The 25943-nt window shown below is 31.6% G+C and carries 26 protein-coding genes; 4 read left to right on the top strand and 22 right to left on the bottom strand.

The genetic code is table 11. The annotated features are described in order from the left end of the window. Nucleotides 1-10 precede the first annotated feature (10 nt). Nucleotides 11-2323 carry a helix-turn-helix domain-containing protein gene (locus H9L18_RS07200; protein ID WP_185847393.1) on the bottom strand — a complete coding sequence of 771 codons (2313 nt, stop codon included), beginning with the start codon at nucleotides 2321-2323 and terminating at the stop codon, nucleotides 11-13. Nucleotides 2324-2528: 205 nt separating this feature from the next. Between H9L18_RS07200 and H9L18_RS07195 the strand changes: the two genes are divergently transcribed. After that, nucleotides 2529-3275, top strand: coding sequence for an HAD-IIB family hydrolase (locus H9L18_RS07195; protein ID WP_126791420.1), 747 nt, complete (start codon nucleotides 2529-2531; stop codon nucleotides 3273-3275). Between the two features lie 23 nt (nucleotides 3276-3298). Here H9L18_RS07195 and H9L18_RS07190 read toward each other — a convergent pair whose 3' ends face one another. The 3 genes from H9L18_RS07190 to H9L18_RS07180 form a co-directional block, all read right to left on the bottom strand. Beyond that, complete coding sequence (locus H9L18_RS07190; RefSeq protein ID WP_126791422.1) at nucleotides 3299-4396, bottom strand: Glu/Leu/Phe/Val dehydrogenase dimerization domain-containing protein; 1098 nt, start codon at nucleotides 4394-4396, stop codon at nucleotides 3299-3301. A gap of 245 nt (nucleotides 4397-4641) precedes the next feature. After that, entirely contained in the window at nucleotides 4642-5805 is a 1164-nt protein-coding gene (locus H9L18_RS07185) for an MFS transporter (protein WP_126791424.1), read from the bottom strand. 19 nt (nucleotides 5806-5824) lie between these two features. Next, nucleotides 5825-6673 carry a bifunctional 5,10-methylenetetrahydrofolate dehydrogenase/5,10-methenyltetrahydrofolate cyclohydrolase gene (locus H9L18_RS07180; RefSeq protein WP_126791426.1) on the bottom strand — a complete coding sequence of 283 codons (849 nt, stop codon included), beginning with the start codon at nucleotides 6671-6673 and terminating at the stop codon, nucleotides 5825-5827. Nucleotides 6674-6882: 209 nt separating this feature from the next. Here H9L18_RS07180 and H9L18_RS07175 point away from each other — a divergent pair, with 209 nt between their 5' ends. The 3 genes from H9L18_RS07175 to H9L18_RS07165 all read left to right on the top strand — a co-directional run bounded on the left by H9L18_RS07175 (nucleotide 6883) and on the right by H9L18_RS07165 (nucleotide 9482). Beyond that, entirely contained in the window at nucleotides 6883-8061 is a 1179-nt protein-coding gene (locus H9L18_RS07175) for an FtsW/RodA/SpoVE family cell cycle protein (protein ID WP_126791428.1), read from the top strand. Between the two features lie 148 nt (nucleotides 8062-8209). After that, nucleotides 8210-8509, top strand: a complete 300-nt coding sequence (locus H9L18_RS07170) for a hypothetical protein (protein WP_126791430.1) — start codon at nucleotides 8210-8212, stop codon at nucleotides 8507-8509. Between the two features lie 16 nt (nucleotides 8510-8525). Then, nucleotides 8526-9482 carry a LacI family DNA-binding transcriptional regulator gene (locus tag H9L18_RS07165; protein WP_126791432.1) on the top strand — a complete coding sequence of 319 codons (957 nt, stop codon included), beginning with the start codon at nucleotides 8526-8528 and terminating at the stop codon, nucleotides 9480-9482. Between the two features lie 20 nt (nucleotides 9483-9502). Here the strand turns inward: H9L18_RS07165 and H9L18_RS07160 are convergent, their stop codons facing one another. The 18 genes from H9L18_RS07160 to H9L18_RS07075 form a co-directional block, all read right to left on the bottom strand. Further along, the gene (locus H9L18_RS07160) at nucleotides 9503-10462 is read right to left on the bottom strand and encodes an NADPH:quinone reductase (protein ID WP_126791434.1); all 960 of its coding nucleotides are present in this window, start codon (nucleotides 10460-10462) and stop codon (nucleotides 9503-9505) included. Nucleotides 10463-10786: 324 nt separating this feature from the next. After that, nucleotides 10787-11134 (bottom strand): 50S ribosomal protein L19, encoded by a 348-nt coding sequence (rplS, locus tag H9L18_RS07155; RefSeq protein ID WP_126791436.1) that lies wholly within the window; start codon nucleotides 11132-11134, stop codon nucleotides 10787-10789. Nucleotides 11135-11262: 128 nt separating this feature from the next. After that, nucleotides 11263-12003 (bottom strand): tRNA (guanosine(37)-N1)-methyltransferase TrmD, encoded by a 741-nt coding sequence (gene trmD / locus H9L18_RS07150; protein ID WP_126791438.1) that lies wholly within the window; start codon nucleotides 12001-12003, stop codon nucleotides 11263-11265. After that, a complete protein-coding gene (rimM, locus tag H9L18_RS07145) occupies nucleotides 11993-12523 on the bottom strand; it encodes a ribosome maturation factor RimM (RefSeq protein ID WP_126791440.1) in 531 nt (176 codons plus the stop codon). The genes trmD and rimM overlap by 11 nt, the downstream gene beginning before the upstream one ends. A 147-nt stretch (nucleotides 12524-12670) precedes the next feature. Further along, nucleotides 12671-13129 carry a hypothetical protein gene (locus H9L18_RS07140; RefSeq protein ID WP_126791442.1) on the bottom strand — a complete coding sequence of 153 codons (459 nt, stop codon included), beginning with the start codon at nucleotides 13127-13129 and terminating at the stop codon, nucleotides 12671-12673. A 115-nt stretch (nucleotides 13130-13244) separates the two neighbouring features. After that, nucleotides 13245-13499: a KH domain-containing protein gene (locus H9L18_RS07135; protein ID WP_126791444.1), complete on the bottom strand. Its 255-nt coding sequence runs from the start codon at nucleotides 13497-13499 to the stop codon at nucleotides 13245-13247. 13 nt (nucleotides 13500-13512) lie between these two features. Further along, on the bottom strand, nucleotides 13513-13788 hold the full coding sequence (gene rpsP, locus H9L18_RS07130; protein ID WP_126791446.1) for a 30S ribosomal protein S16: 276 nt from the start codon (nucleotides 13786-13788) through the stop codon (nucleotides 13513-13515). Nucleotides 13789-13915: 127 nt separating this feature from the next. After that, nucleotides 13916-14311 carry a GNAT family N-acetyltransferase gene (locus H9L18_RS07125; protein WP_126791448.1) on the bottom strand — a complete coding sequence of 132 codons (396 nt, stop codon included), beginning with the start codon at nucleotides 14309-14311 and terminating at the stop codon, nucleotides 13916-13918. An 11-nt stretch (nucleotides 14312-14322) separates the two neighbouring features. Then, nucleotides 14323-15204 (bottom strand): ABC transporter ATP-binding protein, encoded by an 882-nt coding sequence (locus tag H9L18_RS07120; RefSeq protein ID WP_126791450.1) that lies wholly within the window; start codon nucleotides 15202-15204, stop codon nucleotides 14323-14325. 15 nt (nucleotides 15205-15219) lie between these two features. After that, nucleotides 15220-16398: a hypothetical protein gene (locus tag H9L18_RS07115; protein ID WP_126791452.1), complete on the bottom strand. Its 1179-nt coding sequence runs from the start codon at nucleotides 16396-16398 to the stop codon at nucleotides 15220-15222. Beyond that, nucleotides 16398-17507, bottom strand: coding sequence for a hypothetical protein (locus H9L18_RS07110; protein WP_126791454.1), 1110 nt, complete (start codon nucleotides 17505-17507; stop codon nucleotides 16398-16400). Before H9L18_RS07110 ends, H9L18_RS07115 begins: the two co-directional genes overlap by 1 nt. Nucleotides 17508-17637: 130 nt before the next feature. Next, complete coding sequence (locus tag H9L18_RS07105) at nucleotides 17638-19086, bottom strand: amidase (RefSeq protein ID WP_185847409.1); 1449 nt, start codon at nucleotides 19084-19086, stop codon at nucleotides 17638-17640. Nucleotides 19087-19167: 81 nt separating this feature from the next. Beyond that, a complete protein-coding gene (locus H9L18_RS07100) occupies nucleotides 19168-19701 on the bottom strand; it encodes a GNAT family N-acetyltransferase (RefSeq protein ID WP_185847394.1) in 534 nt (177 codons plus the stop codon). Nucleotides 19702-19767: 66 nt separating this feature from the next. Beyond that, nucleotides 19768-21207, bottom strand: a complete 1440-nt coding sequence (gene ffh, locus H9L18_RS07095) for a signal recognition particle protein (RefSeq protein ID WP_126791461.1) — start codon at nucleotides 21205-21207, stop codon at nucleotides 19768-19770. A 12-nt stretch (nucleotides 21208-21219) separates the two neighbouring features. Continuing rightward, entirely contained in the window at nucleotides 21220-21537 is a 318-nt protein-coding gene (locus H9L18_RS07090; protein ID WP_376765012.1) for a putative DNA-binding protein, read from the bottom strand. A 144-nt stretch (nucleotides 21538-21681) separates the two neighbouring features. After that, entirely contained in the window at nucleotides 21682-23229 is a 1548-nt protein-coding gene (locus H9L18_RS07085; protein ID WP_126791466.1) for a HAMP domain-containing sensor histidine kinase, read from the bottom strand. Further along, on the bottom strand, nucleotides 23229-23918 hold the full coding sequence (locus H9L18_RS07080; RefSeq protein ID WP_126791468.1) for a response regulator transcription factor: 690 nt from the start codon (nucleotides 23916-23918) through the stop codon (nucleotides 23229-23231). The genes H9L18_RS07085 and H9L18_RS07080 overlap by 1 nt, the downstream gene beginning before the upstream one ends. A 240-nt stretch (nucleotides 23919-24158) precedes the next feature. Beyond that, a complete protein-coding gene (locus tag H9L18_RS07075) occupies nucleotides 24159-25943 on the bottom strand; it encodes an ABC transporter ATP-binding protein (protein WP_126791470.1) in 1785 nt (594 codons plus the stop codon).

The raw sequence follows: 25943 nt of genomic DNA, 5'->3' as shown, positions 1-25943 counted from the left end.
TATTGACATCTTATTCATTTTCCGTAATTCTATTCAAAATTAATAAATAACAAGCATTTATTTCAAAAAAAGCACGTTCTTCTAATTTGCCATTTACTATTTCTAATTGTTTCATTTGAAAATCTGGAACAACTGATTGCAACAGAAATTCTTGAATATCAGTATCCATTTCAATCGTACCTCCAGCTTTTAACCACTGATTATAAATACCTCCATGATTGCTATCTAATAAGAAGCGTTTAATCAAATAAGTGCCCTTTTTAAGTCCATCAAAATTAAAAACGGCTTCTCTTTTGGATGTTTTCCATAGATTCTCATATGCTGTGTCTTCTGGATTTAGATAATAATAATTATAAAATAATAGGTAATAAGAATTAAAACGTTTAGTCAAAATAAAGTTATCAGATTCTTCAATAATTTCGTCACCGACTCGTTCAAACAGAGTCAACACAAAAAATAAAGGTCTTCTCAATGGCCCGTGCAAAAATATTGATAAACTAGAATCTTGATTTTCTTCTTTTAAATTTCCTTCACTTTCTAAGTTAAGCCAGAAACCTAATCCTTCAACACGGGACGATAATTGGACTAAGCTTTTCATTACTATTCCTGACCTAAAAAAAGTCCCACTTAATATATGCTGATCTGTGGCAACGACATTCCATTCTGATACAAAACAAGTAGGCAAATCATCAATTTTTCTTTTCTTGAGCCAATTAAGAAGACTATCTAATTGCTCAATTAATTCAAAATGCTCTGACTCATGACGACTCTTTTGAAAAGCCTGATCATAATGATTATAAGAAATAAAATTAGGTAATAATGATTTTTCCTCCATTGTCGAAAACAATTCTTTAAATGCTCTCTCTTCTTTATAAGATAAGGTAATTCCTATTTGGCCGGTTGTAAAATGACTAAATAAAAATTGATACGCATATTCATAATACTCGCCATGTGAAATCAAACTATAGTGTTTCGGAAGTTTAATTTCTAAAAACCAACCTGATTTAAAACTAGCTTCAAAATGGACATATCCTTGAATTACTTTCTTTAAATAACTCAATTCTTTTTTCCACTGCTCAAATGTCATTTCAGGGGTTATTTCAAGGACAATGATTGGTTTCAATCTCATTTCATTGATAAAACTAAACAAACGATGATTATTTACGTGTTTATCAGTAATCACATAATGTTGCTGATCAACTTCTTCACATAATCCAAAAAATCTAATATATTCAAAGGAAATTTTTTCTTGTAATAACCTAATTTGATATCTAACATCTTCTGAGATCCCATTCTCAGCACTTCCAATATTAATGATTTTATCCGGTTTTTGAAGAAGCTTTGTCTGACTATCATTAATTTTTAAACTATAGTGAGTAGGTAACTCCTTCGTTTTTTTCTTAATGTTTTCATTTAGCATAAATTGAGCTATAATTTGAATCATTTCATCTTCAGAAAAAATAGTATAGTCTTCCTTTAAATTATCTAATTTTTTAATATTTTTTTGAATAGATAGATTTTGTTTCCGATATTCATTTGGGGTCATTTGATATTTTTCTTTAAATAGTTTAGAAAAACGTTTACCCGTTGAAAAACCATTATTTAAAGCAATTGTCAAAATTGGTAAGTTGGAACTTCGTAATTCCTTAACCCCATGCTTCAATCGGATAGTATCTACATAATCTGAAAAATTAATACCTGTCTCTTCCTTAAATAAGCGGGATAAATACGCTTCTGACAGATATTCTTTCTTGGCAATTTCTTTTAATGAAATTCTTCTATTATATGATTGCTCCACATATTCGATAACTGCAGCAACTTTTGGATGCTCACTAACTAGAAGGAGCTTTTCTTTTTCTGATTGCTCTTCCATTAAAACAAGCTTATTTAATTGTTCAAAAAAAGAAAACAAATAATTTAAACTAGAAAAACGTTGTCCAGTAGAACCAAACTTAGATGTATCAAGAACTAAACGAAATATTTTTTCAGTTAAAATTTGTTTTTCTTCTTCGCTGATATAAATTAAGCGATCATCATTGAAAAACGGACGCCAATCTTCTCCAATTATTTTTTCAATTTCAGAAAAATAAAATTCTAAATGTAATAACGCATTTTGCTGATTTTTTTGTTTGAATGTAATTGTTTCATCTTGATTGTTAATGATGAACTCTCTTTCTGCTAAACTAAAGGCCTCTGATTTTTTTTGGCATAAAAATTGGCCTTTAACCACATAAAAAATACTAAAAGAATGCCGACTATTTCTTTTAGTAAAGGAAGAATTCACTTTTAACAATTTCACTGATAATGGTGACAAAGACCCCATCTGCATCCCTCTTTTATTTATTTTAATAAACTTAGTATAACGCTTTAATAGAATTACTTCACTGTTATTTTTTGTTTCTAATTCCTTAGTCACGAATGTCTTAATTATACTTAATATTTGTCTTTACTGAAGGTTCTTACTTTCTTGAAAATATATATATTTTCAGGTATAGTCAAACAATAAAGTGACTTAAGGAGTTGTATATATGACTGTTGTTTTCGACTTAGATGGAACAACTATTTTTAACGGGAATAAAATGACATCTGAAATGGAGGAGGCAATCAAACAATTAAGCTTCCACAGAAGAATTGTTTTTGCTTCAGCAAGACCTATCAGAGATATGCTACCTGTTCTACCAACTGATTTTCATAACTATGACTTGATTGGCGGAAACGGAGCATTTGTCAAACAAAATAACGTATTGACAACTTCTGCTTTTTCAAAAGAAGAAAGTCAAACTATTTTTAATGTAATCAGAAAATATAAACTAAATTACTTAGTAGATAGTAGTTGGAATTATTCTTTCTATGGTGATAAAGAACATCCACTTTATCAAGGTCTAGATCCTGATAAAACAGCTAAAAACATTCCAATTGAAACCATTAATCCAATCGTAAAATCTGTTTTATTTACAACAAATCCGGATATAATTAATGAATTAAAAAAAGTTGGTATCAATGTTCACTTTCATGGGAATGAACAATTAATTGATATTTCTCCAAATGGTATTTCAAAATGGACAGGCTTTAAGCAATTAGAAACAGCTAATGATTTTATTATGTTTGGTAATGATGCCAACGACATTCCAATGTTTAAGAAGGCTTCAAAAAGCTTTATTGTTGGAAATTTAGTAAAAAATATACCTAATACAACTAATATTCCAAAAGAAAAAGTGATTGAAACCATCCTTTCTTTAACTAATCCAATTAAAGAAGAGGTTGAGACAAATTAAAAGTCTCAACCTCTTTTCATTACTTATCTCTTACAAATAGAAGACTTTTCAGTTTGTAAAAATGTACGTCTAACATTTAACATTTGATTAATTCTTGATTCAGCTAAATGATCTGCTGCTTCTACAGTTGTAATATTTTGTTCTTTCGCAATCGCAAAAATTTGTCCCATTTGATTATAAACAGTTTTCACTTGCGTAATTGTTCTTTCTTCATCGTAACCAGTTAATTCATCTGCTACAGCAATAACACCACCACTGTTAGCGATAAAGTCTGGGGCATAAAGAATGCCTTTTTCTTCTAGCATTTTAGCATGTTTCTTACCTTCAGCTAATTGGTTATTAGATGAACCACAAATAGCTTTTACTTTTAATTGAGGAATTGTATCATCATTTAAAATAGCACCTAAAGCACATGGTGAGAAGATATCAGCTTCTACACCGTAAATTTCATCGATGCCTACACTTGTTGCACCTAAATTATCAACCACACGTTGAACTGCCTCTTCATTGATGTCAGTAACGATTAGCTCGCCACCTTCTTCTCTAATTAAGCGACATAATTCGTAAGCAACATTTCCTACACCTTGAACCGAAACAACTCTTCCTTCTAATGAATCAGTACCAAAAACTTCTTTAGCTGTACGCTTCATTGAATAATAAACACCTAATGCTGTTTTTGGACTTGGATTTCCTGAAGAACCAGCTCTAGCAGTACTTCCTGTAACAAAATCAGTTTCTAAATACATGTTATTCATGTCTTGTTCTGTTGTACCTACATCTTCTGCGATAATGTAGCGGCCATTTAAGCTTTCAACATATCTTCCCATCGCTCTAAATAAAGCTTCACTCTTATCAGTTTTAGGATTTCCAATAATAACTGATTTACCACCACCAATATTTAAACCGGCAGCAGCATTTTTATAAGTCATTCCTTTTGAAAGTCTTAAAACGTCTCTTAAAGCTTCTTCTTCTGTTTCGTAAGGCCACATTCTACATCCACCTAAAGCTGGTCCTAATGTAGTGTCGTGAATAGCAATAATTGCTTTCAGACCAGAAGCCTTATCTTGACAAAAGACAACTTGTTCATAATCATGGAGCTTCATTTCTTCAAATAAATACATGGGAATTCCTCCTTAATTTTGTTCGTACAAAAAGAAAGCGTTTTCTTTATATTTTTATTCTAGCATTAAAAAATTAAGGACTCAATCTATCTTTGTGAAAGTAAGGAATCTCTCATTTTACTTTAATAGAAATGAATTATAAAACTAAGAAATCTAACAAAGTTAAGGGTTTCACAGTCTTTTTTCGTCAAAAAAAAAAGAGAAGTTACTAGGGTCACCTCTTAACTTCTCTCCATTCACAAAATTTAATTTTTCTCATTTTTATTATTTATTTTATTATGCACAAAAACTAAAATAATCAGTAATAATAAAAACATACACGTAAAAACATAAAAAGGAAAATACAAATCAGAAGTTCCACCCATCATTTCAAATAATCTCATCAGAACAGGAGCGATTAAAACTCCGAAATTACATCCTAAAAATATCAATGATGTTAAGAATCGAGGATTCATTCCACCCGATATCTTTTCAATATGGTTAAAAAGATAAGGTAGGACCCACGCTACTGGAATACTTGATATGAGTAGTCCTAAAACAAGTAAGAGAAAAGAATTAGCTGAAACAGCTATTAAAAGATTTGCTAATAGATTTACAATAACTGCCACATACAAAATACGATGCTTAATCAAGGAAGTTAGTTTTTGGAATAAAAAGCCTGAAATAATTCCTAAAACTGGCATCAAAGCTAGATAAAGACTCGTGTTGTAAGTTGCTCCTTTTAACGCTACTGCAAGTGCTGGAAATCTGACTGCAATAGCAATACTATTCATTACCATGATTGAAGCAAATATGACTGATAAAATTGGTAATAAAGCAATTCTTTTCTTTTCTTTAGTAGTTGATTCTTCTTTTTTGACATCAGGAACAAAGAAATAAAATAAAATGGCTATTGGAATAGCCCCTAAATAAATTAAATAGGAATATTGCCAACCAAAACTAATCAAGAGACCCGCAATAAATGTTAAAAACATTTGACCAATACTCTCCATCGAGTTTCTCATACCCAGTAAGTTCATTCTCTGTTTTCCAACAAATAATTCATTGATATAATTTACTGCTGATGAATTATAGCAACCTAATCCAGCACCTAATATCAAACGTGACAATAAAATTGCTGGGTAACTATTTGGCGTAAGAATAGGTAACGTTCCACCAATAGCAACTAACAATAATCCTATTAAAACCGTTTTTTTCATTCCAATTTTCTTAACAATAAGGGTAGATAATAAAACTACTAAAAAAACTGTTAAACTTGGAATTGTTCCAAGCAATTCACTTTGAGTTTGACTTAAAGATAACTGTTCTTTAATTAACGGCAAAGTTCCATTTATAGCCATTCCACTTGTCAAAATGAGTGAGACAGATAAAACTGCCCAGGGTGTTACTTTGTTAACCTTCTGATTCATAACATCAACCTTTTCAAATCTAATTTTTCATTTGTAATCTAAATGATTCTAACACGTGACTAGCCAATACATAGGTCGTCACTGTACCAACACCTCCTGGAACAGGTGTAATACTACTGGCTTTATCCTTAACATCTTCAAAATTAACATCGCCAACAAGACGACCTTTTTTATCAACATTAATACCAACGTCTATCACGGTTGCGCCTTCTTTAACAAAATCTTCTTCAATTAAATGAATAACACCAGTCGCAACAATTAAAACGTCCGCTCGAGATGTTTCTGTTTTTAAATCCTTAGTAAACTCATTACAAACTGTTACAGTACTTCCTGATTCTAACAATAATAATGTCAAAGGTCGACCGATAACCATTCCAAATCCAACCATCGTTACAGCCGTTCCTTTTAATTCAATTTTTTGATACTCAAGAATTTTGGTCACAGCTTCTGCTGTACAAGGAATAAACCCTTTTTGTCCTTCTTGATAAATTTTTGCCATATTAACTAACCCTATGGCATCAACATCTTTCAATGGATCGATTGTTTGAATTACATGATCTAAAGAAATATGCTTTGGTACAGGTTTTAATAACAAAATACTGTGAATTTGAGGATTTTGATTAATTTCATCAAAAGAACGATTAAATTCTGCTTCCTCAATTTCTTTCTCAAATACATAAGAAACACATTCAATGCCAAGAGGATTCAGCCTTTTTATAACAGATTTCTCATAGGCGATCTCACTCGGGTGGTTACCAATACGAACAATTGCTAAAGTCGGTTTTACTTCATTTTCTTTTGGAAGTTTTGATGTTGCATCAATTAAAAAGAATTCAGCTACATCTTTTCCTTTAATAACATGTCCCATTTTTTCACATCCTTATGATTGATAACTTAATCATAGAGAAAACGCCTTCTCTTTTCAATTAAGTTTTGATGAGGATTTAAAAAAAGAGCCTCATTTCTTAATTTTTTTTAAAATATCCTTTTTTTGAAAGAAACTTTCTTAGTATACCTACACTCAAATAAGGGAATATGTTACACTAAATTTTGACCGAGAGGAGTGTTTCTTAATACATGTTAAGTAAATTCAAATTTTTAGATTTTAAAATATTGATTCCCTATATCATTTTAAATATTACTGGTATTATTATGATTTTTAGTGCCAGTTCATATAATTTAGATCAAAAAGGTTTAAGTTCAATTTCAATTGCCTCAAAACAATTGTTATTTTTAGTAGTCTCTATCCTAATGATTATTCTAATTTATCGAACCAAAATCGGTATCTATCAAAAAGCAACTTTTCATAAATTTACTATTGTAGGCTCAGCTCTTTTACTTATTTCCACATCTGTTTTAGGCTTAGGAAATACCATTGGTGGAGCTCAGAGATGGATTAACATTGGCCCTATCAGTATTCAACCATCAGAATTTATTATGATAACAATTATTCTATATGCTTCATTTATTTTTTCTAGGCGGCAAAATAGGATTAATTCTCATTTTAAAGAAACTGTATTGGCTCCTTCTATTATTATTGGTATTTTAATCTTACTCGTCTTTACACAACCAAACGTTGGTGGAGCAGCTATCTTAACCTTAATTTATTTAATACTCCTACTAGCAAGTGGAATTCCTTATCTATATATGGTTGGGGGATTCAGTATTACTTTAGTTTTTAGCTTTATTATGTCTCGTTTAGTTCTTTTTAAAGATGGCTGGTTGATTCCCAATCGTTACCATCATGTTTACGAACGTTTCTCTGTCGTTAAAAATCCTTTTGAAGACCAATTAAATAATGGCTTTCAGTTAGTTAATTCTTATTATGCTATTTATAATGGCGGTTGGTTGGGACTAGGTCTTGGCCAAAGTATTCAGAAAAAGGGCTTCTTACCTGTAGCTGAAACTGACTTTATTTTCTCTATTACGATGGAAGAATTAGGATTACTTCGCTCTTTACTTATTCTAGCAGTGCTTTTATTCTTAATTCTAAGAATATTTGCTATTGGAATTCAAGCTCGCTCTTCCTTTAACTCACTTGTTTGTATTGGTGTGGGGTCAGCAATTCTTATTCAAGTTTTTGTAAACTTAGGTGGAATACTTGGTATTATCCCAATGACTGGTGTTCCTTTTCCATTTATGAGTTATGGTGGTTCCAATCTTTTAACTCTTTCCATTTTAATTGGTTTTGTTTTAAATATTAGTGCAGATGAAAAGAGAAGAAAATTCTATTCTCTAGCTCTTCAACTTGCTTAAGTTAAAAGTTTTATTTCCTTATTTCAAACAGGAAATAAAACTTTTTTTGTTATTTAAAAAAATATTTGAACATAACGCTTGCTATGGTACGCGTTTCATAGTTTATTCTTCAGATACCAAATAACAAAAAGACAAGGAGACGTTTAAAATGATGGATATTTATGGATTAGTAGAGGTAAGTAGTGGAATTGATTTAACATTTTATTTTGTAACAATTGATGTGACAGAATCAAATCTTATTCTTAGTGACAGAAGCCAAGGTAAAAAGCCATTGAATATTACTATTCCTTTAAAAGATTTAAAAGAATTTAATACTCAAACTGTTTATGGTACTGATCAAATCTCTTTTTGGTATAATGATGTTAATTACAAATTCGTGGAGTACGGTAATCGAACTATCAGTTTCTTAGGAGAGTATTTAGATAATCGTTTAGCAGTACTTGCTTAATAAAGGAGATTCTTTGATGAGTATCAGAAAGATTGCTCAATTAGCCGGTGTTTCAACAACAACAGTTTCAAGAGTTCTTAATAATCATCCATACGTTACAGACGATAAAAGAGAGAAAGTTCTTTCTGTAATGGCTGAAATTGATTATGTACCTAATAAAAATGCAATCAATCTTAGCAACGGACAAAGCGGTGTGATTGGTGTTGTTGTTCCTTACACCAGAAATTCTTGTTACGACCAATTAATTGAAAGTATTTTAGAAGAAGCGACAAAAAATCATAAGAAAGTTATGTTGCTTCCAACTTATTTTGATAAAAAATTAGAAAAAGAATACTATACCTTACTAAGAGATAAAACAGTTGACGGTATAATTGTTTCTTCCAAAACTCATGATGACCAATTTTTAAAAGAATTAAATCAATTTGGTTCAATCATCACAACCGAAAAAACAAAAGTTGAGGATATTATTTCTGTTTATCCAGATAGAGTAAAAATTTATCATATTATTTTTAAATACATCACAACCCTTATCTCTTTTGACTCACTTTTTATTACAGTTACTCGACCAAAAGAGCAGAGTTTCAGTACTGAAATTAAAATGAATCTTTTTCAAGAATACTTCCCTTTTAAAAAGGTTGAGAAAAGTTTTATTTCTGGTATTTCAACTTACAATGATGCTTATCTATTAGGCAAACAATTATTTAAATCTAATAAATCACCTATCATTTACTCAAATGGAGATGAAGTAGCTGCCGGATTCTATCAAGCTGCTACTGAATTAGGTTTAAAAAACAGAAAAGATTATTACTTAATTGGTGAAGACAATCAACTATTTAGCCAAATGTTATCGATTGATACTGTTGACTTTCAATTAAAAACCGTTGGTAAAACAGCCGTTAAAAAATTACTAAGTAGTTCAAATGAAAATTCTATCATTGATGCTGAATTCATTAAAAGAGGGATAAACTATTAATTAGTTTATCCCTCTTTTATCTAAACTTTTAGTAACATCTTACCATTAGATGGTTTGTTAACTAAATCATCTTGTGCTTCTCTAACATTTTCCATCGAATAAATACTACCAATCTCTGGATGAAGTTCTCCTTTTTCCAACATGATTTGAATTTCATTTAAACTTTCTTCATTTTCATCTTTTGTAGCATTCCAAACTGCAATTCCTCTAATATCTGCTTCTTTTTCCATTGTTAATCTTGGATTAAATGTTAACTCTCCTCGATTGCCCACAATAATAATACGTCCTCGTTGATTTAAAACCAATAAATCTTTTTCTAGATTAACATTAGCAAGCATCTCAATAACTAAATCAACAGATTTTATCTCTTCTAAATAATTATCACTGCGATGATTTAAGACTATATCTGCTCCGTTTTCTTTAACTTTTCTCATACCTTCTTTAGTGCCAGCTGTTCCAATCACATAAGCACCATGAGCTTTCGCCATTTGAACAGCTAAAGTTCCCACTCCACCTGAAGCACCATGAATTAAAACACGCTCATTTGATTTTAAGAATCCTCGTTGAAAAAGTGCACGATAAGCTGCAGTTGCAGGAATTCCTAATGCAGCTCCCTCTTCAAATGAATTGTTATCTGGTAATTTTCTAACTCCATCAGCACTTACAACTATTTCCTCAGCGTATGTTCCTGTTGCATTTTTAGAAAGAGCAGAAGCAATAAAAACTCTATCTCCCACCTTCAAATCAGTAACTTCACGACCAACTTCCTCTATTACACCTGCTCCATCAAATCCTGGTGTATAGGGTAATTCGGGTTTAAAAAAAGCATATCCTCCCTGTCTAATATAAGTTTCAGCCGCATTAACTCCCGCGAAATGTAATTTTACTCTTACATCGTGATTACCAACTGTAGGAACTTTTCTATCAACAATTTCTAAAACATCTATATCTCCAAAAGCTTTCATCTCAACTGATTTCATTCAATCACTCCTTGTTTAAATCTATAGATTAACCATACTCAACCAATATTAGTTTTGCAACTATTTAAGATTTTTCAATAAAAAAAAGTCCTTAGCATTTTGCTAAGGACTTAAAAGGAGTTGTTTTATTTACTTTGGAGGAGTAAATAAAATGAAAAAGTTTGTTAGGGTTGTTTTGTTGGTATATTTATATAATAGCCTCTAAATGTGAAGAAAATGAGTCATTCTTTTTTTGTTTTTATGAAGAAAAGTTAAAGATGAGATTAAGTTAAATAAAAAAGAACCCTACAAATGTAGAGTCCTTTATTCATTAATAACGACTTATTAACGACGGATTTCTTTAATTCTTGCTGCTTTACCATGTAATGCACGTAAATAATAAAGTTTAGCACGACGTACTTTACCGTAACGTACTACTTCGATTTGTGCAACACGTGGTGTGTGGATTGGGAATGTACGTTCAACACCAACACCATTTGAGATTTTACGAACTGTATAAGTTTCGCTAACTCCAGCTCCACGGCGTTTGATAACAACACCTTCAAATAACTGGATACGTTCACGAGTACCCTCTACAACTTTAGCGTGTACACGCACAGTGTCTCCAGGTCTGAACGCTGGGATGTCAGAACGTAATTGTTCGTTTGTAATTGCTTCGATTAATGGATTCATTTCCACATTCTCCTTATTTCCAAAACATTCATACGATTTCTACATAGCGGAATGTCGTAATAGTTGAGTGATTCTCACTCACTGAAATAGTTTAACACATTAAAAAGACCCTGTAAAGCTCTTTTTCTTTACATATCTTCTTCTTTTTTTACTTCATCTAATAGGCGAATCATTTCGTCTGTTAACTCTACTTTTTCTAACATATCTGGTCTTCTTAAAAGAGTTCTTCTTAGAGACTCTTTTAATTGCCACTCTTCGATTAACTTGTGGTTACCATTTGTCAAAACATGCGGAACTTCCATGCCTTCATAATTTGCTGGACGAGTATATTGTGGATGCTCTAATAGTCCTGTCGAATGTGAATCACCCTTGGCTGACTCATCATTTCCAAGAACTTCAGGTAAAAGGCGAACAGTTGCATCAATCATAGTCATTGCGCCAAGTTCTCCACCTGTCAAAACGTAATCTCCTAATGAGACTTCATCTGTCACTAAATCCCTAATACGCTCGTCATAGCCTTCGTAGTGTCCACAGACAAAAACAAGATGCTCTTCTTTGGAAAATTCCTCTGCCATCTTTTGATTAAACGGTTTTCCTGCTGGATCAAGTAAAATAATTCGTTGGTTAGTCCTTCCTGAATCAGCTTGAAGAGATTTTATAGCATCGTGGATTGGCTGTACTTTGAGGAGCATCCCAGCTCCTCCACCGTAAGGATAGTCATCAACTTGTTGATGCTTGTTAGTTGAGAAATCTCTAAAATTACTTACATGAACATCTAATAAGTTTTTATCAATTGCTTTTCCTAAAATAGATTCTGTTAAAGGTCCCTCAAACATTCTAGGGAATAGAGTCAATACATCAATTCTCATCGTCAATCAGTCCTTCAGGTATTTCTACAGTTACTTTTTTACTTTCAACATCTACTGATTTTACAACTGATTCAATGTATGGAATCAAAATATCTTTCTTCCCTTTTTGATTTTGTCCAATTACCCATACATCATTTGCTCCTGGTGAAAGGATTTCTTTAATCGTTCCCAGACTCTTATCTTCTTCATCAAATACTTCTAATCCAATTATTTCATGATAGTAAAAGGCGTTTTCTTCTAATTTACCGACATCTTCTTTTGATATTTTTAAAATACCATCTCGGTACTTCTCAACATCATTGATATTTGGATGTCCCTCAAAACTTAGAATATCAAAATTTTTATGTTTTCTGTGGCTTTTTATTGTTAGTGTTATAGGTTTTTTATCTTCTTGGAATAAGAATAATTCTTTACCCTTTTTATAGCGTTCTTCTGAAAAATCTGTTTTAGAGATAACTCTTACTTCACCTTTAATTCCTTGGGTGTTTACAATTTTTCCTACGTTTAAAAATTCAGTCACTCAATAACCCTCTCTTCTTCTAAAATATCTTTTACATTGTATCATTGAAACCTAGTATGTGTCATTTTTATTTTCATAGGATTTCAAATCAAAAATAAAAATAACAAAAAAACCTGTTTGAATGAATATTCAAACAAGTTTTTTTGACTATTTGGCTAAACTGATTTTTATAACAGAATCACCTGAAATTTGAGGTGGGATTGATTTAGTCATTGCAGGAGTTGAACTTAGAATAAAATCAAGCTCATCACCTTCAGCTAAATCTTCAACTTTCACTGATTCATCGAATACCTTCTTGTCTGCTATTAAAACGACTCCGTCTGGAGAAAAACTAGCATTAATTCCTTCCGAATCTTTGATAGCTTCAACTTTATTAATAGTTACCGTAACTGTCTCATCCTCAATAACTGGTTTTTCTGCAATCTTACCTTTAAATTCTGAATTTGTTTGAGTTTCTTTTTTACTACTACTTGTTTCAGGTTCTTTTTGTTGACTGATAGAGCTAGAAGCACTGGATTCGTTTGATGCATTATCTTTTGAATTTGAACAGGCACTCAGCATACCTATACTCAATAAAACACTTAAAGCCAAAAAGCTTTTCTTCATATTAATCACCGTTCTTTCTATTTATTTGTCAACTACACCTAAATTATATAATTAAATGTTATTTTTGTAAATTAATATCCTTTTAATGATAATTAAAAAACACTTAGTCAAAAGACTAAGTGTCAGAATTACCATCTAAAATATTTAAACGAACTTTTTTTGGTTCATTTGTACGTACACTATAAACAATAGTTCGAATAGCTTTAGCCACACGTCCTTGTTTTCCAATAATACGACCAATATCTTCAGGGGCAACTGTTAGGTTGTATTCCATATATTGATCACCTTCAGTAATCTCCAAATGGACATTTTCAGGTTGACTAACTAACGGACGGACAATGGTTAATACCAAATCTTTAACATCAGTCATTCAAAGTCCCACCTTATTTTTTAGTGTATTTAGCTTCGTGATGTTTTTTCATGATTCCTTCACGAGATAAAATGTTGCGCACTGTGTCAGAAGGTTGAGCACCTTTTGATAACCAGTCTAAGATTTCTTCTTCTTTAACTGTTACTTGTGCTGGGTTTACTAATGGGTTGTAAGTTCCCACAACTTCGATATAACGTCCATCACGAGGTGAACGAGAATCTGCTACTACCATACGATAAAAAGGTTTCTTTTTAGAACCCATACGTTTTAAACGAATTTTAACTGCCATTTATAGGCACCTCCAGATATATTTCTTAATCACAAGAAATATCATAACAGTTTTTAAAAGAGATGTAAAGTGTTTTTTCTTTACAGCTTCATTTTTTTATTTTTTATGCTTATTTATAAATTCATTTTTATCTCTTAATAGAATAATTCATTCCCACTGTGAACTCTTTAAAACCAATTGATTCGTAAAATGATATCAATGATTTATCACACATTAATTGCGGAAAGATGCGATTTTTCTCGCATTCATTAACTAATTTTTCGATTATTTTCTTTCCTACTCCTTGCCCTTGATATAAAGGTAATACCCCTACACCACAAATTAGTCCTGTAATTATACCATCTGAAATAATTCGACCAGTCCCTATAAGATTAGCTTCCTTATAAACAAAAATACTATACCAACTCCCTGCCACCATCTGATTCAATTCATCTCTTGTCAAACCAATTTGATTCCAGTTTAACGCTGTATATAGCTTTTCTAACTCTTCAATGGAAGATAGCGTTGTTTTATATTGATGCATTTCTTTCTCCTTTAAAATTTCAATTGATAAGCATCTGGTAAACTAAGATGGCCTACTGAAAATTGATTATATTCGTGAGAAATAAGTGTTGCTAAAGTTTCTGATAGGTGCTCGTCATCTTGAACTCTAATAATCATCTCGTGATGATTTAGCTCAACTTGATACAGAGATGGAAACAACTCTTGAATCGTTTCAAAATTAACATGGCTTAACTTTATATAAGTAGAATCATCTGCATACCCTTGCGACTTATCTAAAAATAATTCTAAATTTCCTCCTGATATAAAGAAAATCCGATCCGAATACTTTTCCAAATTTTCTAGCAAATGTGAAGCGATAATAATTGTCTTTCCTTCTTCTTTTTTTTCAATAATCACATTTGAAATAAGTTCTACATTATTAGGATCCAATCCGTTCATCACTTCATCCATCAACATAATTTTGGTGTCACTCATTATTTGCATTGCAAAACAAAGACGTTGTTTCATCCCCAATGAATAGCTACCTACTTTTTTCTTTACATAGTGACTCATTTCTAATCGTTTAACTAGCTCATCAATTTTCAGGTGTTTTGTTTTCCACATGCTTTGATATAATTTCAAATGTTCATAACCTGATAAATGATCATACAAATCATTTTGATCTGGCATCATAGAAATCACTTGATAAATTTTACTATTTTCCTTTGGACTTTTATATTTTTTTCTCTCTTCTATGATAACTTCACCTTGTTTTGGCTTTAAATAATTCATCATCACATTTAACAAGGTGCTTTTTCCAGTTCCGTTTGGCGCAACTAGCCCAACTACTTCACCTGTTTCAAACACCATATTGATATTTCTTAATACTTGATGTTTGCCAAAGCTAACCGATATATTTTTTAGTTCAATCATTTTTTCACTCCTCCACTAAACAGTTCTTTTAAACCGATTCACTCCAAATAAAAGAATACTCAACACTAAAAGAGTTATCCCAACAACTATTAAACCAAAACCAAAAGTTATTTGTGCTCCTGACCAAAAAAGGCTTCGTTGTCCTGAAATAACATCACCTACATGAAGATAGCTTGTAGGTAGAAAATGAACTGGATGAATATCTGCATAGCCTGGTCTATTATAGAATAATTCAATAAATGGCAAACCTAGCGTCACAATAAATAAGAAGTAAGCATTTTTAATCCACATACCTAGTAGTAAATTAATAAGAATCGCCACTAATATTAATAGGCTTATCAATAAAAGAAACCTTAAAATATAAGTGCTTGCAGGTATATTTTCAAAGTGCATTTCACTTAATAAAGGTATTTTCCCTTTGAAATAACTAATTCCGATTGGTAAATTGAGATATCCAAATCCATTGGTTAAACCAATACCAATAAATCCAATACTAAGTGGTATGAGGTCAAGCATCGTTCCTATAAAAGCAACAAGAATTTTAACCACTATTTTTTTACCATCTGTTAAGGGCATCCCTTTTACTAAACTCTTATGTTTTCGATCACGTGAAAGTAAATCCATTGAAAAAATAAAAGAAGTCACAACTAAAATGATTGGAAGTAAATAATCCATTGCTCTAACAAGTGACTGAATAGCTGTTTTTTCGTCGATAACGGCTAAATCAATTGGTTCATCCATCTCACTATAACGAGATAATTTATTAAACATTGTTGAATAATTATAAAAAATCGTTAAGTTAGCAGTCGGTGAGCCATCCTTAAAGTACATTGGACTAGGTTTAAATTTGTAACTTTCGTACCACTGGCTTCTAACTTTAGAAAATTGTTTATAATCCTTTTTATCTAGTAATCTAACTTGTTGCTCTTCATTTTCAACAATAGCTGGAAAAGCTTCAATCGCTGCTTGAGTATCTGGATGAATTTCTCCTTCACGATTAACTTTCTTTAAAAAGTCACTCTTAGTGTCGATACTTGCTTGGAGTTCTTCTCTAGAAACCCGCTCAATTATTTCGAAATTATTCTCAATTTGTAACCAATAAAATAAAGATAAAAAAATCAAAAGCAAATAAATAGCAATGTTCTTTCTATTAGTTAAAAATTCTTTTAATTCATGTTTGAAAAAAGCCCACATTACGCCTTCACTCCTTTCAATCCTCTTTTACTCATAAGTGAGATTAAAAGAAGCAATAGAAACGTGATCATCAATAGATACCCCATGCCAACAATTGGGTTTAAAAAAATAGAGGATGTATTTGTTAAATATTTTCCTTCTAAAAGGTAAGTTGGTATTAAATAAGCTCCTAGGTACCATGGGGACTCACTGATAAATTCAGGTAATAAAATTGTTAGTGCATAAAAAATCATTTCTAGAATTAATGTTAAGTAAAAATTTCTAAGTAACACATTTAAAAAAATCGATAAAGTAAAAACAAATGTAAACAAAACGATTAAATAAAAAATATAAAGAAGCATCACTTGCCAATTCTTTAAAATGCTAAAAGATATTAATTGAACAACTTGTGAATTACCAAGATCGTTGATACCATTTCCAAATAATTGTGTAAAGCCAAATGCAAGAAGCAACGCCCCTAACAAGCCTATGATGAAAAACTTAAATAATGTACCATATCTTCTTAAACATCTCCTAAGAAATGATTCTGGCAAGCCTTTTAGTAAGGATTCATGTTCATACTCATCTTCCAACATATTAGCCGTCAAAAAAGCACAAACTGGAAACCATACAATACCAAGTATTGAAAAAAAGAATAAACTAAGGGTACTAAAAGTTTCAGGTTTTAAATAAATTGTTTCATTCGTTTTTAGTACATGAGTAAAATAAGTACTATCCATTTTTGTTTTAGCTAAAGGCGGTTGCAATATTTCAATCTCATGATTAAAATCTTTTTCCTTTCGTAACTCTTCTCTTAATTTAGCTAGTTCATTTCCAGACTCTATGTATTTATCTGGTTTTTCAAATAACACACTGTTTAACTGTTTAGCTATCTCTCTTTTTTGTAAAGCTAAATTTTGATAAACAGGACTTCCTTCAGCTGTATCTACCATCTCAAAAGCTAACAATGCGCCATCAATTTGATAATCAGCTCTCCTATTTTGATTTTCAAATGTATCATACTGGTCTGTGTAAACATAAATAAAAGAAACACTCATTAAAATCATGCTTAGAAAAAGAAAAATAATATTTATTGGTTTTTTTAACATATTTCTAAAGCTACCAATCATTTAAACACCTCCAAAAACAACTCGTTTTCTCTTTATTATATCACCAAATTCTCATTAATATTTAAATTTCTTGTTATTTTTAAAATAAAAAACTAGAAAAAGCACTATCTGTCTTTTTTTAGTTATATCTCTATTTGTAAATACTAGGAATGATTAGCTGATTTAACTCTTCAAACCATTTTCCAACTTCAAGTAACAAACGGTCATTTCCTTTGCTTGCCATTAGCTGAATTCCTATCGGTAGATTTTCCTTTTTAGTCATATGAGTTGGTAAGCTAATCGCTGGTTGACCTGTCAAATTAGCTAATTGAGTATACGGAGTTAACCAAAGACTTTTTTCAAACATCTCATAAACCATATCTGCTAATTCATTTTTCGAAGCATCTTCAGCATGTAACATTTTTTCTCTAATAGTGTTGCTCTGTAAATCATCAGATATTTTAGGAGCAACAGTTGTAGCTGTTGGTGATAAAAACAAATCATACGACTGAAATAATGTTTCCATGATGACAGCTGACTGATCCCAAGCATCAAAAGAAGCCACATAATCTGATGCTGAAAGCTTTCTACCATATTGATAAATCGTCCACGTCATTAATTCCATGTCATCAATCGTCAACTCTCTGTTTAATGCAGAAGAGATACCAGCCATCATATGCGCTGTTTCTCCACCATTCATTTGATAATAACTTCTAATCAAGTTATCTCCATTAACAGGGTAATCTATTTCTTCAACGAAATGACCTAAACCTTCTAAGAATTTAGCTGCATTCTTAACCGCTTGAATTGCTTCATTTGTTACAGAACTTTCTACAGGTGAAGTTGTACACATGGCAATTTTTAATGGTCTATTGACAACTGGTAACATTGCTTTTGGTTGAACAAAAGGTGAAAACTGGTTGTCTGGTTTTAATAAGCTCAACATTTTTTGTGTGTCACGTATAGATACATTTAATGTGAAATTAACTGACGCTCCTTGCCAATCTCTATAACTATCTGGTCCTGTTATGATATTACCACGACTTGGTTTTAAACCTATTAATCCTGAAAAACTCGCCGGAATCCGAATAGATCCTCCTCCGTCACTTGCTCCTGCTATTGGTGAAATACCACTAGCAACAACGGATGCAGCACCCCCACTACTACCTCCAGAAAAACGATCTAAGTCATAGGGATTTCTCGTAGGACCATAAATCGTCGCATCTGTTACATTTTTAAATCCGTATTCAGGAGCAGTTGTGATGCCAAAAGGGATAAAACCTGCTTCTTCAATTTTTCTTGTATAATGATTAGTTTGAGTGGCAATATTTTGTTTAAACAGTTTAGAACCAAAAGTCTGGCTCATTCCCTCTTTACTTTGTCCTAAATCTTTTAATGGGAATGGAACACCAAAAAAGGGCTGAGATTCAATATCCTTTTTCATTTGGTTCAAATGATTTTTAGCTTTATCTAAGTCAAGTTCAACAAAAGCATTCAATTCACTATTACTTTTAGCTCTTGTATTCATTTCCTCCAAAGCCTCAATTGGTGAGATTTCTCTATTTTTTATTAAATTAGCTAAATATGTTGCGTCTTTTATCACGTAAAAGCCCTCCTTTTAATACTTCTATCTAAACAATAAACTAGATAAATAACAAGTAATTTATCTTTTTTTATTTAATCACCAAATATCACCAGCTCTAAAATCAGCTATTAGAGATAATTTATTATCTATTTCTTTTTGTTTGTTTAGAAAGAGTATAACAGGTTCAGTTGACTGCTTTATACCATCTAAATGAAATTCTTCAAGAGCACCTTCCCAAGGTAGCCAACCCAGTTTTTGATATAATTTCATTCCTTCATCTGATGGACACAGTGCTCCCATATCGAAGCTCTTTTCAATTATCTCACTCACTTTAAGCATTAATTTAGTTCCAACTCCTTGACACTGATGACTTTTTCTCACTGCCATTGCTTCAACATATCCTACATACATTGGTTTATCGCCAACTATCATAGATCGTCTGACCACTGAAACATGTCCAATTAATTCTTCTTCATGGTAAGCCAGTAAATGATACCCTCCTAAACAGTGTGACAAGTCTTCTTTAGAAAAATTTGACTCAAATGTGTCACTTAAAAAAAGCCATAATTGTTTTTTATCATCCTCAGATAATTCAAATGTTGATTTATTTAAAATAACAATTTTCTCCATTAAAATTCCTCCTAAAAAAGCTAAGCTATTCATCCAAATTGGATGAACATAGCTTAGCTTTTTTGACTATTTTTTCTTTTTATTTTTCTTGTTTTTATTTTTCTTCATTTTTTTCTTATTTTTCTTCATCATGTTATTCATAGCCATTTTTCCAAGCTTACCTTTAACACCAGTTCCCATTAAGTTTTCCATACCAGCTGGCATGTTACCTTTACTCATTTGTTGCATCATTTTTCTAGATTCATTGAACTGTTTAATCATTCGGTTAACTTCTACCACTGAATTACCAGAACCTGCTGCAATTCTTCTTCTACGGCTTGGGTTTAATAAATCTGGGTTTTCACGTTCTTGTGGTGTCATAGAGAAGACGATTGCTTTTTTACGAGCAACTTCTTTAGGGTCAACTTTGATTTGATCAAGACCTGGAACATCATTCATTCCTGGAATCATTTTAATTAAATCTTCAAGTGGTCCCATTCCCATTACTTGGTCCAATTGCTCAATAAAGTCATTGAAGTCAAAAGAATTTTCACGCATTTTTTGTGCTAATTCTTCTGCCTTATCTTCATCATATTCACGTTGAGCTTTTTCGATTAACGTTAACATATCACCCATGCCAAGAATTCTTGATGACATTCTATCTGGATGGAAGACTTCAACATCAGTTAATTTTTCACCAGTACCGATATACTTAATTGGTTTTCCTGTAATCGCACGAATAGAAAGCGCCGCACCACCACGAGTGTCCCCATCAAGTTTGGTTAAGACAACACCTGTCACATCTAATTGCTCATCGAAACTTTGAGCGACAGTGACAGCATCTTGACCTGTCATGGCATCAACAGTTAAAAGAATTTCATTTGGTTCCGCAAATTCTTTGATTCGTTTTAATTCATCCATTAATTGCTCATCAATATGTAGACGACCTGCCGTATCAATAAAAACATAATCATTTTTATTTTCTTTGGCTTGTTCTAAACCACGTCGAACGATTTCTACAGGATCAGTGTCTGTTCCCATATCAAATACAGGAATGTCAAGTTGTTGACCAATAACTTTTAACTGATCAATTGCCGCTGGACGATAAACGTCACCTGCAATTAAAAGAGGTCTTGCATTTTCATTCTGTTTTAAAAAGTTAGATAATTTACCTACAAAAGTAGTTTTACCAGCACCTTGTAAACCGACCATCATGATAATTGTTGGAATTTTTGGTGATTTATTTAATGGAGCTGCTTCAGAACCTAAAACTTTTGTTAATTCTTCATCAACAATTTTTACAATTTGTTGGGTTGGGTTTAAAGACTCTAAAATTTCAATACCAATTGAACGTTCTCCAACACGTTTAGTAAAGCCACGAACAACCTGTAAGTTAACATCGGCTTCTAAAAGAGCAAGACGTATCTCACGCATCATTTCTTTTACGTCTTCTTCTTTCACCGTACCTTTTTTCTTTAATTTACTCATCGCTACCTGTAAGCGATCTGTTAAGCTTTCAAATGCCAAATTAATTCTCTCCTAATCTTCTTCAATTTCTTGAATTTTATCTAAAATCGTTATAATTTTCTCAGTTGTTTTTTCTTCTTTTTCCAATAATTCTTTTATCTCATCAATCATTTCTTCCCTAACCACATAGTTAGAGTATAAATGAAGCTTTTTTTCATATGTCTCAAGTAATTTTTCAGTACGTTTGATATTATCATAAACTGCTTGACGGCTCACACCGTATTCATCTGCAATCTCGCCTAGTGAAAAATCATCGGCATAGTAAAGTTCAATGTAATTCATTTGTTTTTCTGTTAAAAGGGTCGAATAAAACTCAAATAAAGCGTTCATCCGGTTTGTTTTTTCAATTTCCACTTCTTTTTCCCCTCCTTTTAAACTAATTACACTCGCTTTTCGTCACCTCAACATTATAACACACTCACTTATTGTTTTTTAGTAAAATAGTTGAAAAAGAAGAAGGCTAGAGCATGATCTCTAGCCTTCTTCCATCTCTTCTTCTAAATCCTCATTTTCAGAGGTGTTTTTTTCAACAATTGGCAGTGTAAAAGTAAATGCTGCACCGTTATTGATATGACTTTTAACGCTAATTGTTCCATTATAATTATCAATTAACTGCTCAGCAATGGATAAACCTAGCCCATTTCCACCTGTATTTCTTGCTCTTGCTTTATCTACTCGGTAAAAACGATTAAAAATACGATCTAGATTCTCTTTTGAAATACCTTCACCAAAATCTTGCACCATAATTTCAATAGATTTATATGACAAAGAAGCAGAAATTAAAACTTCTTTACGGTCTGTTGAATATTTTACTGCGTTATCCAGTAAAATAATTAAAATTTGCTCTAAATGATTGCGATATATTTTAACTTCTATATCAGATGGAATATCATCATCTAGATTAAAGGTAAACTCCGGATAAAGCATTCTAAAGTTACTCACATTAGTATGAATGACTTCTCTAGCTAATGTCGTATGGTCCGAATAATGAAATTCTGATTGTTCTGCACGAGATAAGTCAAGCATCTCCTGAACCAAACTTTTCATTCTGACGATTTCTTGTAAAGAAGCTTCTAGCGATTCTTCTAAAACTTCAGGGTCATCTTTTCCCCATCGATTAAGTAAATTAATGTGTCCTTCAATAACAGCTACAGGTGTTCTTAACTCATGAGAAACATCTTCCACAAATTGTTGTTGCTGCAAGATAAATTTTTGCATTCTTTCTAACATATCATTAAATGCATTAGCCAAATCAGATATTTCATCATTTGCTTTTGGAACAGGCATCCTAACACCTGTTTTATGTGCTTCTTCAATACTATTTAATGTTTTTGACATTTTCCTTAGTGGACTAGTAAAGTAGCTCGATAGAATAAAGCCAATGACAATACTTGAAATAACACCAACAACTTCTAAAATGATCAGAGTATCCAGTAGTTTTTTACTAACTTCATAATAATTATTTAATTCGTAAAATCCTTGAGTGTAACCAACTAATTTACCCGTTTTTCCTGAATAAATTGGTTTTAATAAAACAAATCCTGTAATAAAATCAAATGTTTGTATATTCGTTGTTCGTTGTTCGTCTTCATCAAAAGGTAAGTAGGCATTTTTAGTTTCAAACAGTAAACGATGATCTGCACCATAAACTTTAGCATTTAATTCAGGTTGGGACAGTTCTGAAATAAAACTATTCAATTGCATTAAACTCGCTTCAAGTGTTTCTCTATCATAATATTGATTACCGACAAAATCTCCTGCAGACTCTTTTAAATAAAAAACAGTGCTATTTAGTGTCAACGGATCTTCTGATCGTGATAGCCGAGTTTCAATTTCATCCATCGTTCGATTAAATTTAGTTTTTTCTTGGTGAACCATAATATTAGTACTTGTTTGATAAGTCACAATAGCAAATATTGAAAATAAAATTGAAATAGCAAATGCTGTTAAAAATGTCCACTTAAAAGAAATAGAGCGCCATGAGAATTTAGATGGCAGCTCTATGTTTTGAAATGATTTCATTACGATCTCATCACATATCCTGTACCTCGAACAGTTTGGATATAACTATCTTCACCAGGTACATCAATTTTATTTCTTAAATAACGAATATAAACATCCACAACATTTGTTTCAACTTCAATTTCGTAGCCCCACACCTTATTTAATAGGACATCTCTTGATAAAACAACGTTAATGTTTTCCATAAGAATAAGTAATAATTCGTATTCTCGTTTAGTTAATTCAATAATTTCATCCGCACGACGAACCACACGATTTTCTTTTTCAATCGTTAGATCACGATAAGTAATAGTGGTTTGTTTAGTGATATTTTTATCGCCTTCAATATCAATGCGGCGAAGCAATGCTCTTAATCTTGCTAATAATTCTTCGATAGCAAATGGTTTAATAATATAATCATCTGCACCATGATCTAACCCTGAAACACGGTCAATCACAGAATCTCTTGCAGTCATCATAATAATGGGTGTGTTTTTGACTTGTCTAATTCGACGACAAACTTCTAACCCGTTTAATTCAGGTAACATTAAGTCTAGTAAAATAGCATCCCAATCTCCTGATAAAGCAGCTTCCAGACCAGTTCGCCCATTATAATGGACCTCTGTCTCGTAACCTTCATGTTTGAGTTCTAATTCTACAAAACGAGCTAAATTCTTTTCATCTTCAACAATTAAAATTTTATTGGACATAATCACACATGCCTTTCTAAGCTACTTATAATCTTCATACTTATCATTATAACGACTTTCTAAGGAAAAAGCTATTCGTTATGTTATTTTTTTTACAAAACAAGAAAACCTTTCCATTCCATGTCTTTTAATTACCTTTTCTAGTAATTATTTAACAAAAGAGTGTTTTTAATCTAATAAAAAGGACTAGAAAAAAGATTAAATCTTCTTTTCTAAGCCCTCTATTATTAAAATTGTGCCTTATTCAAAAACAAATTGATTTTCATAAAGTTCCGCATAAAAACCATGAGCTTCTAATAACTCTTCATGAGTTCCTTCTTCAATAACTTCACCTTGATTTAAAACAACAATATAATCAGCATTTAAAATTGTTTTTAATCTATGAGCAATCACAAAACTTGTACGTCCTTCAATAATATTTTCCATTGCTTTTTGGATTCTACTTTCGGTAACTGTATCAACGTTACTAGTTGCCTCATCCAAAATTAAAAGTGAAGGATCAGTCAAAATAGTACGCGCAATACTTATTAGCTGCTTTTGACCAACACTAAACACACTATTTTCATCATTAATCTCTGTATCATAGCCTTTTTCCAGAGACTGAATAAATTCATGAATATTAGCTTGTTTAGCAGCAGAAATCATATCTTCTTCTGATGCCTCTTCATTTCCAAAAACAATATTATCTCTAATCGTACCTGAAAATAGAACTGATTCTTGCAGTACTATCCCAATATGAGAACGAAGGCTAGGTAAAGAAATATCTCTAATATCTTTACCATCAATTGAAATACTTCCCCCATCAACATTGTAAAAACGATTAAGTAAGTTCATGACAGTTGTTTTACCTGAACCTGTTGGACCAACAAGAGCGACCATTTGACCTTTTCTTGCTTGAATATTAATCTTTTTCAAAATTGGTTTTCCTGGTTGATAAGAAAAATCCACATCTTTTAATGTGACATCAAATTGAATTCCTGAAATTGAGCTTGTATTTTCTCTTTCAAATTCATCGTCAACAACAAAAATTTCATTTAATCTTCTAGCTCCTGTGAAAGCAAGTTGTAGCATACTAAATTGAGATGAAATTTGTGTTAGTGGCATATAGAACTGTTGAGAATATTGAATAAACATAACAATTAGTCCCAAACCTGCAGCTTTATCCATATCTCCATTCAATACTAAAACACCACCAAAGAAGATAACGATTGCTGTATTCAAAATTGAAATACCTTGCATAGTAGGGAATAGTAATCCTGAGTATACTTGACCTTTAAAAGTAGCTTTTTTAACTTCTTGATTTAGTTCTTCAAAACCTTCGATTGTTTCTTCTTCTAAACCATTTGTTATGATTACTTTTTGACCAGATATTTTCTCATTGATATAGCCATTCAATTTTCCAATATTCTCTTGTTGAATTTCAACATTTTTTTCTGCTTGTTTAATAATATAAACAGCAATTAAAATGGCCACTGGAGAAATAGCTAAAGTTGCCCAAGTCATTTGAACATTTTCCCTAAACATCATAATCAATACACCTATCATCATTGATATGTTTGTTAACACTTGAATCAATGCTTGATTTAATGTGTTTGAGATATTGTCCAAATCACTTGTAAAACGGCTTAAAATTTCTCCATCTTGATGGTTGTCAAAATACTCTATTGTCATTTTTTCTAACTTTTTAAATAAGTCTATCCGCATATGATTTGTTGATTTACCAGTTACAGCAGACATTAAAATATTTTGAACAAACATTGAAATCCAGTTAAGTAAATATAAACCTACTAGAAGTTTAATGATACTCACAAAAGGACCTTTGTCTGCGTCATGCATAGCAAAATAAGTTCCTGCATATTTTGCTAATTCTTCAATCGCTTTACCTGTATATTGTGGTGCTTTTACTTGTAAGTAAGTTGAAAAAATAATCGCTACAGTAATAACAAAAAGCTGCCATCTGTAAACACTTAAATAACGCCAGAAAAATTGAGCTACACTTTTTTTCTTATTTGATTTTTTAGACAT

Origin of the sequence: Vagococcus carniphilus, from assembly GCF_014397115.1 — a bacterium.
In the GTDB taxonomy this organism is placed as follows: Bacteria; Bacillota; Bacilli; order Lactobacillales; family Vagococcaceae; genus Vagococcus; species Vagococcus carniphilus.
Note: the sequence above shows the minus strand (reverse complement) of the source record. Positions and strands in the feature narration are given on the sequence as shown.

Excerpts from the sequence above, each read along its gene's own strand:
- H9L18_RS07170 (WP_126791430.1), top strand. The coding sequence starts at position 8,210 with ATGATGGATATTTATGGATTAGTAGAGGTAAGTAGTGGAATTGATTTA.
- H9L18_RS07100 (WP_185847394.1), bottom strand. The coding sequence starts at position 19,701 with ATGGAGAAAATTGTTATTTTAAATAAATCAACATTTGAATTATCTGAG.
- H9L18_RS07085 (WP_126791466.1), bottom strand. The coding sequence starts at position 23,229 with ATGAAATCATTTCAAAACATAGAGCTGCCATCTAAATTCTCATGGCGC.
- rplS (WP_126791436.1), bottom strand. The coding sequence starts at position 11,134 with ATGAATCCATTAATCGAAGCAATTACAAACGAACAATTACGTTCTGAC.
- H9L18_RS07160 (WP_126791434.1), bottom strand. The coding sequence starts at position 10,462 with ATGAAATCAGTTGAGATGAAAGCTTTTGGAGATATAGATGTTTTAGAA.
- H9L18_RS07125 (WP_126791448.1), bottom strand. The coding sequence starts at position 14,311 with ATGCATCAATATAAAACAACGCTATCTTCCATTGAAGAGTTAGAAAAG.
- H9L18_RS07080 (WP_126791468.1), bottom strand. The coding sequence starts at position 23,918 with ATGTCCAATAAAATTTTAATTGTTGAAGATGAAAAGAATTTAGCTCGT.
- H9L18_RS07175 (WP_126791428.1), top strand. The coding sequence starts at position 6,883 with ATGTTAAGTAAATTCAAATTTTTAGATTTTAAAATATTGATTCCCTAT.
- H9L18_RS07120 (WP_126791450.1), bottom strand. The coding sequence starts at position 15,204 with ATGATTGAACTAAAAAATATATCGGTTAGCTTTGGCAAACATCAAGTA.
- H9L18_RS07140 (WP_126791442.1), bottom strand. The coding sequence starts at position 13,129 with ATGAAGAAAAGCTTTTTGGCTTTAAGTGTTTTATTGAGTATAGGTATG.
- H9L18_RS07200 (WP_185847393.1), bottom strand. The coding sequence starts at position 2,323 with ATGGGGTCTTTGTCACCATTATCAGTGAAATTGTTAAAAGTGAATTCT.
- H9L18_RS07135 (WP_126791444.1), bottom strand. The coding sequence starts at position 13,499 with ATGACTGATGTTAAAGATTTGGTATTAACCATTGTCCGTCCGTTAGTT.
- trmD (WP_126791438.1), bottom strand. The coding sequence starts at position 12,003 with ATGAGAATTGATGTATTGACTCTATTCCCTAGAATGTTTGAGGGACCT.
- H9L18_RS07165 (WP_126791432.1), top strand. The coding sequence starts at position 8,526 with ATGAGTATCAGAAAGATTGCTCAATTAGCCGGTGTTTCAACAACAACA.
- rpsP (WP_126791446.1), bottom strand. The coding sequence starts at position 13,788 with ATGGCAGTTAAAATTCGTTTAAAACGTATGGGTTCTAAAAAGAAACCT.
- H9L18_RS07180 (WP_126791426.1), bottom strand. The coding sequence starts at position 6,673 with ATGGGACATGTTATTAAAGGAAAAGATGTAGCTGAATTCTTTTTAATT.
- H9L18_RS07190 (WP_126791422.1), bottom strand. The coding sequence starts at position 4,396 with ATGTATTTATTTGAAGAAATGAAGCTCCATGATTATGAACAAGTTGTC.
- H9L18_RS07195 (WP_126791420.1), top strand. The coding sequence starts at position 2,529 with ATGACTGTTGTTTTCGACTTAGATGGAACAACTATTTTTAACGGGAAT.
- H9L18_RS07185 (WP_126791424.1), bottom strand. The coding sequence starts at position 5,805 with ATGAATCAGAAGGTTAACAAAGTAACACCCTGGGCAGTTTTATCTGTC.
- H9L18_RS07075 (WP_126791470.1), bottom strand. The coding sequence starts at position 25,943 with ATGTCTAAAAAATCAAATAAGAAAAAAAGTGTAGCTCAATTTTTCTGG.
- H9L18_RS07115 (WP_126791452.1), bottom strand. The coding sequence starts at position 16,398 with ATGTGGGCTTTTTTCAAACATGAATTAAAAGAATTTTTAACTAATAGA.
- H9L18_RS07090 (WP_376765012.1), bottom strand. The coding sequence starts at position 21,537 with ATGAACGCTTTATTTGAGTTTTATTCGACCCTTTTAACAGAAAAACAA.
- H9L18_RS07110 (WP_126791454.1), bottom strand. The coding sequence starts at position 17,507 with ATGATTGGTAGCTTTAGAAATATGTTAAAAAAACCAATAAATATTATT.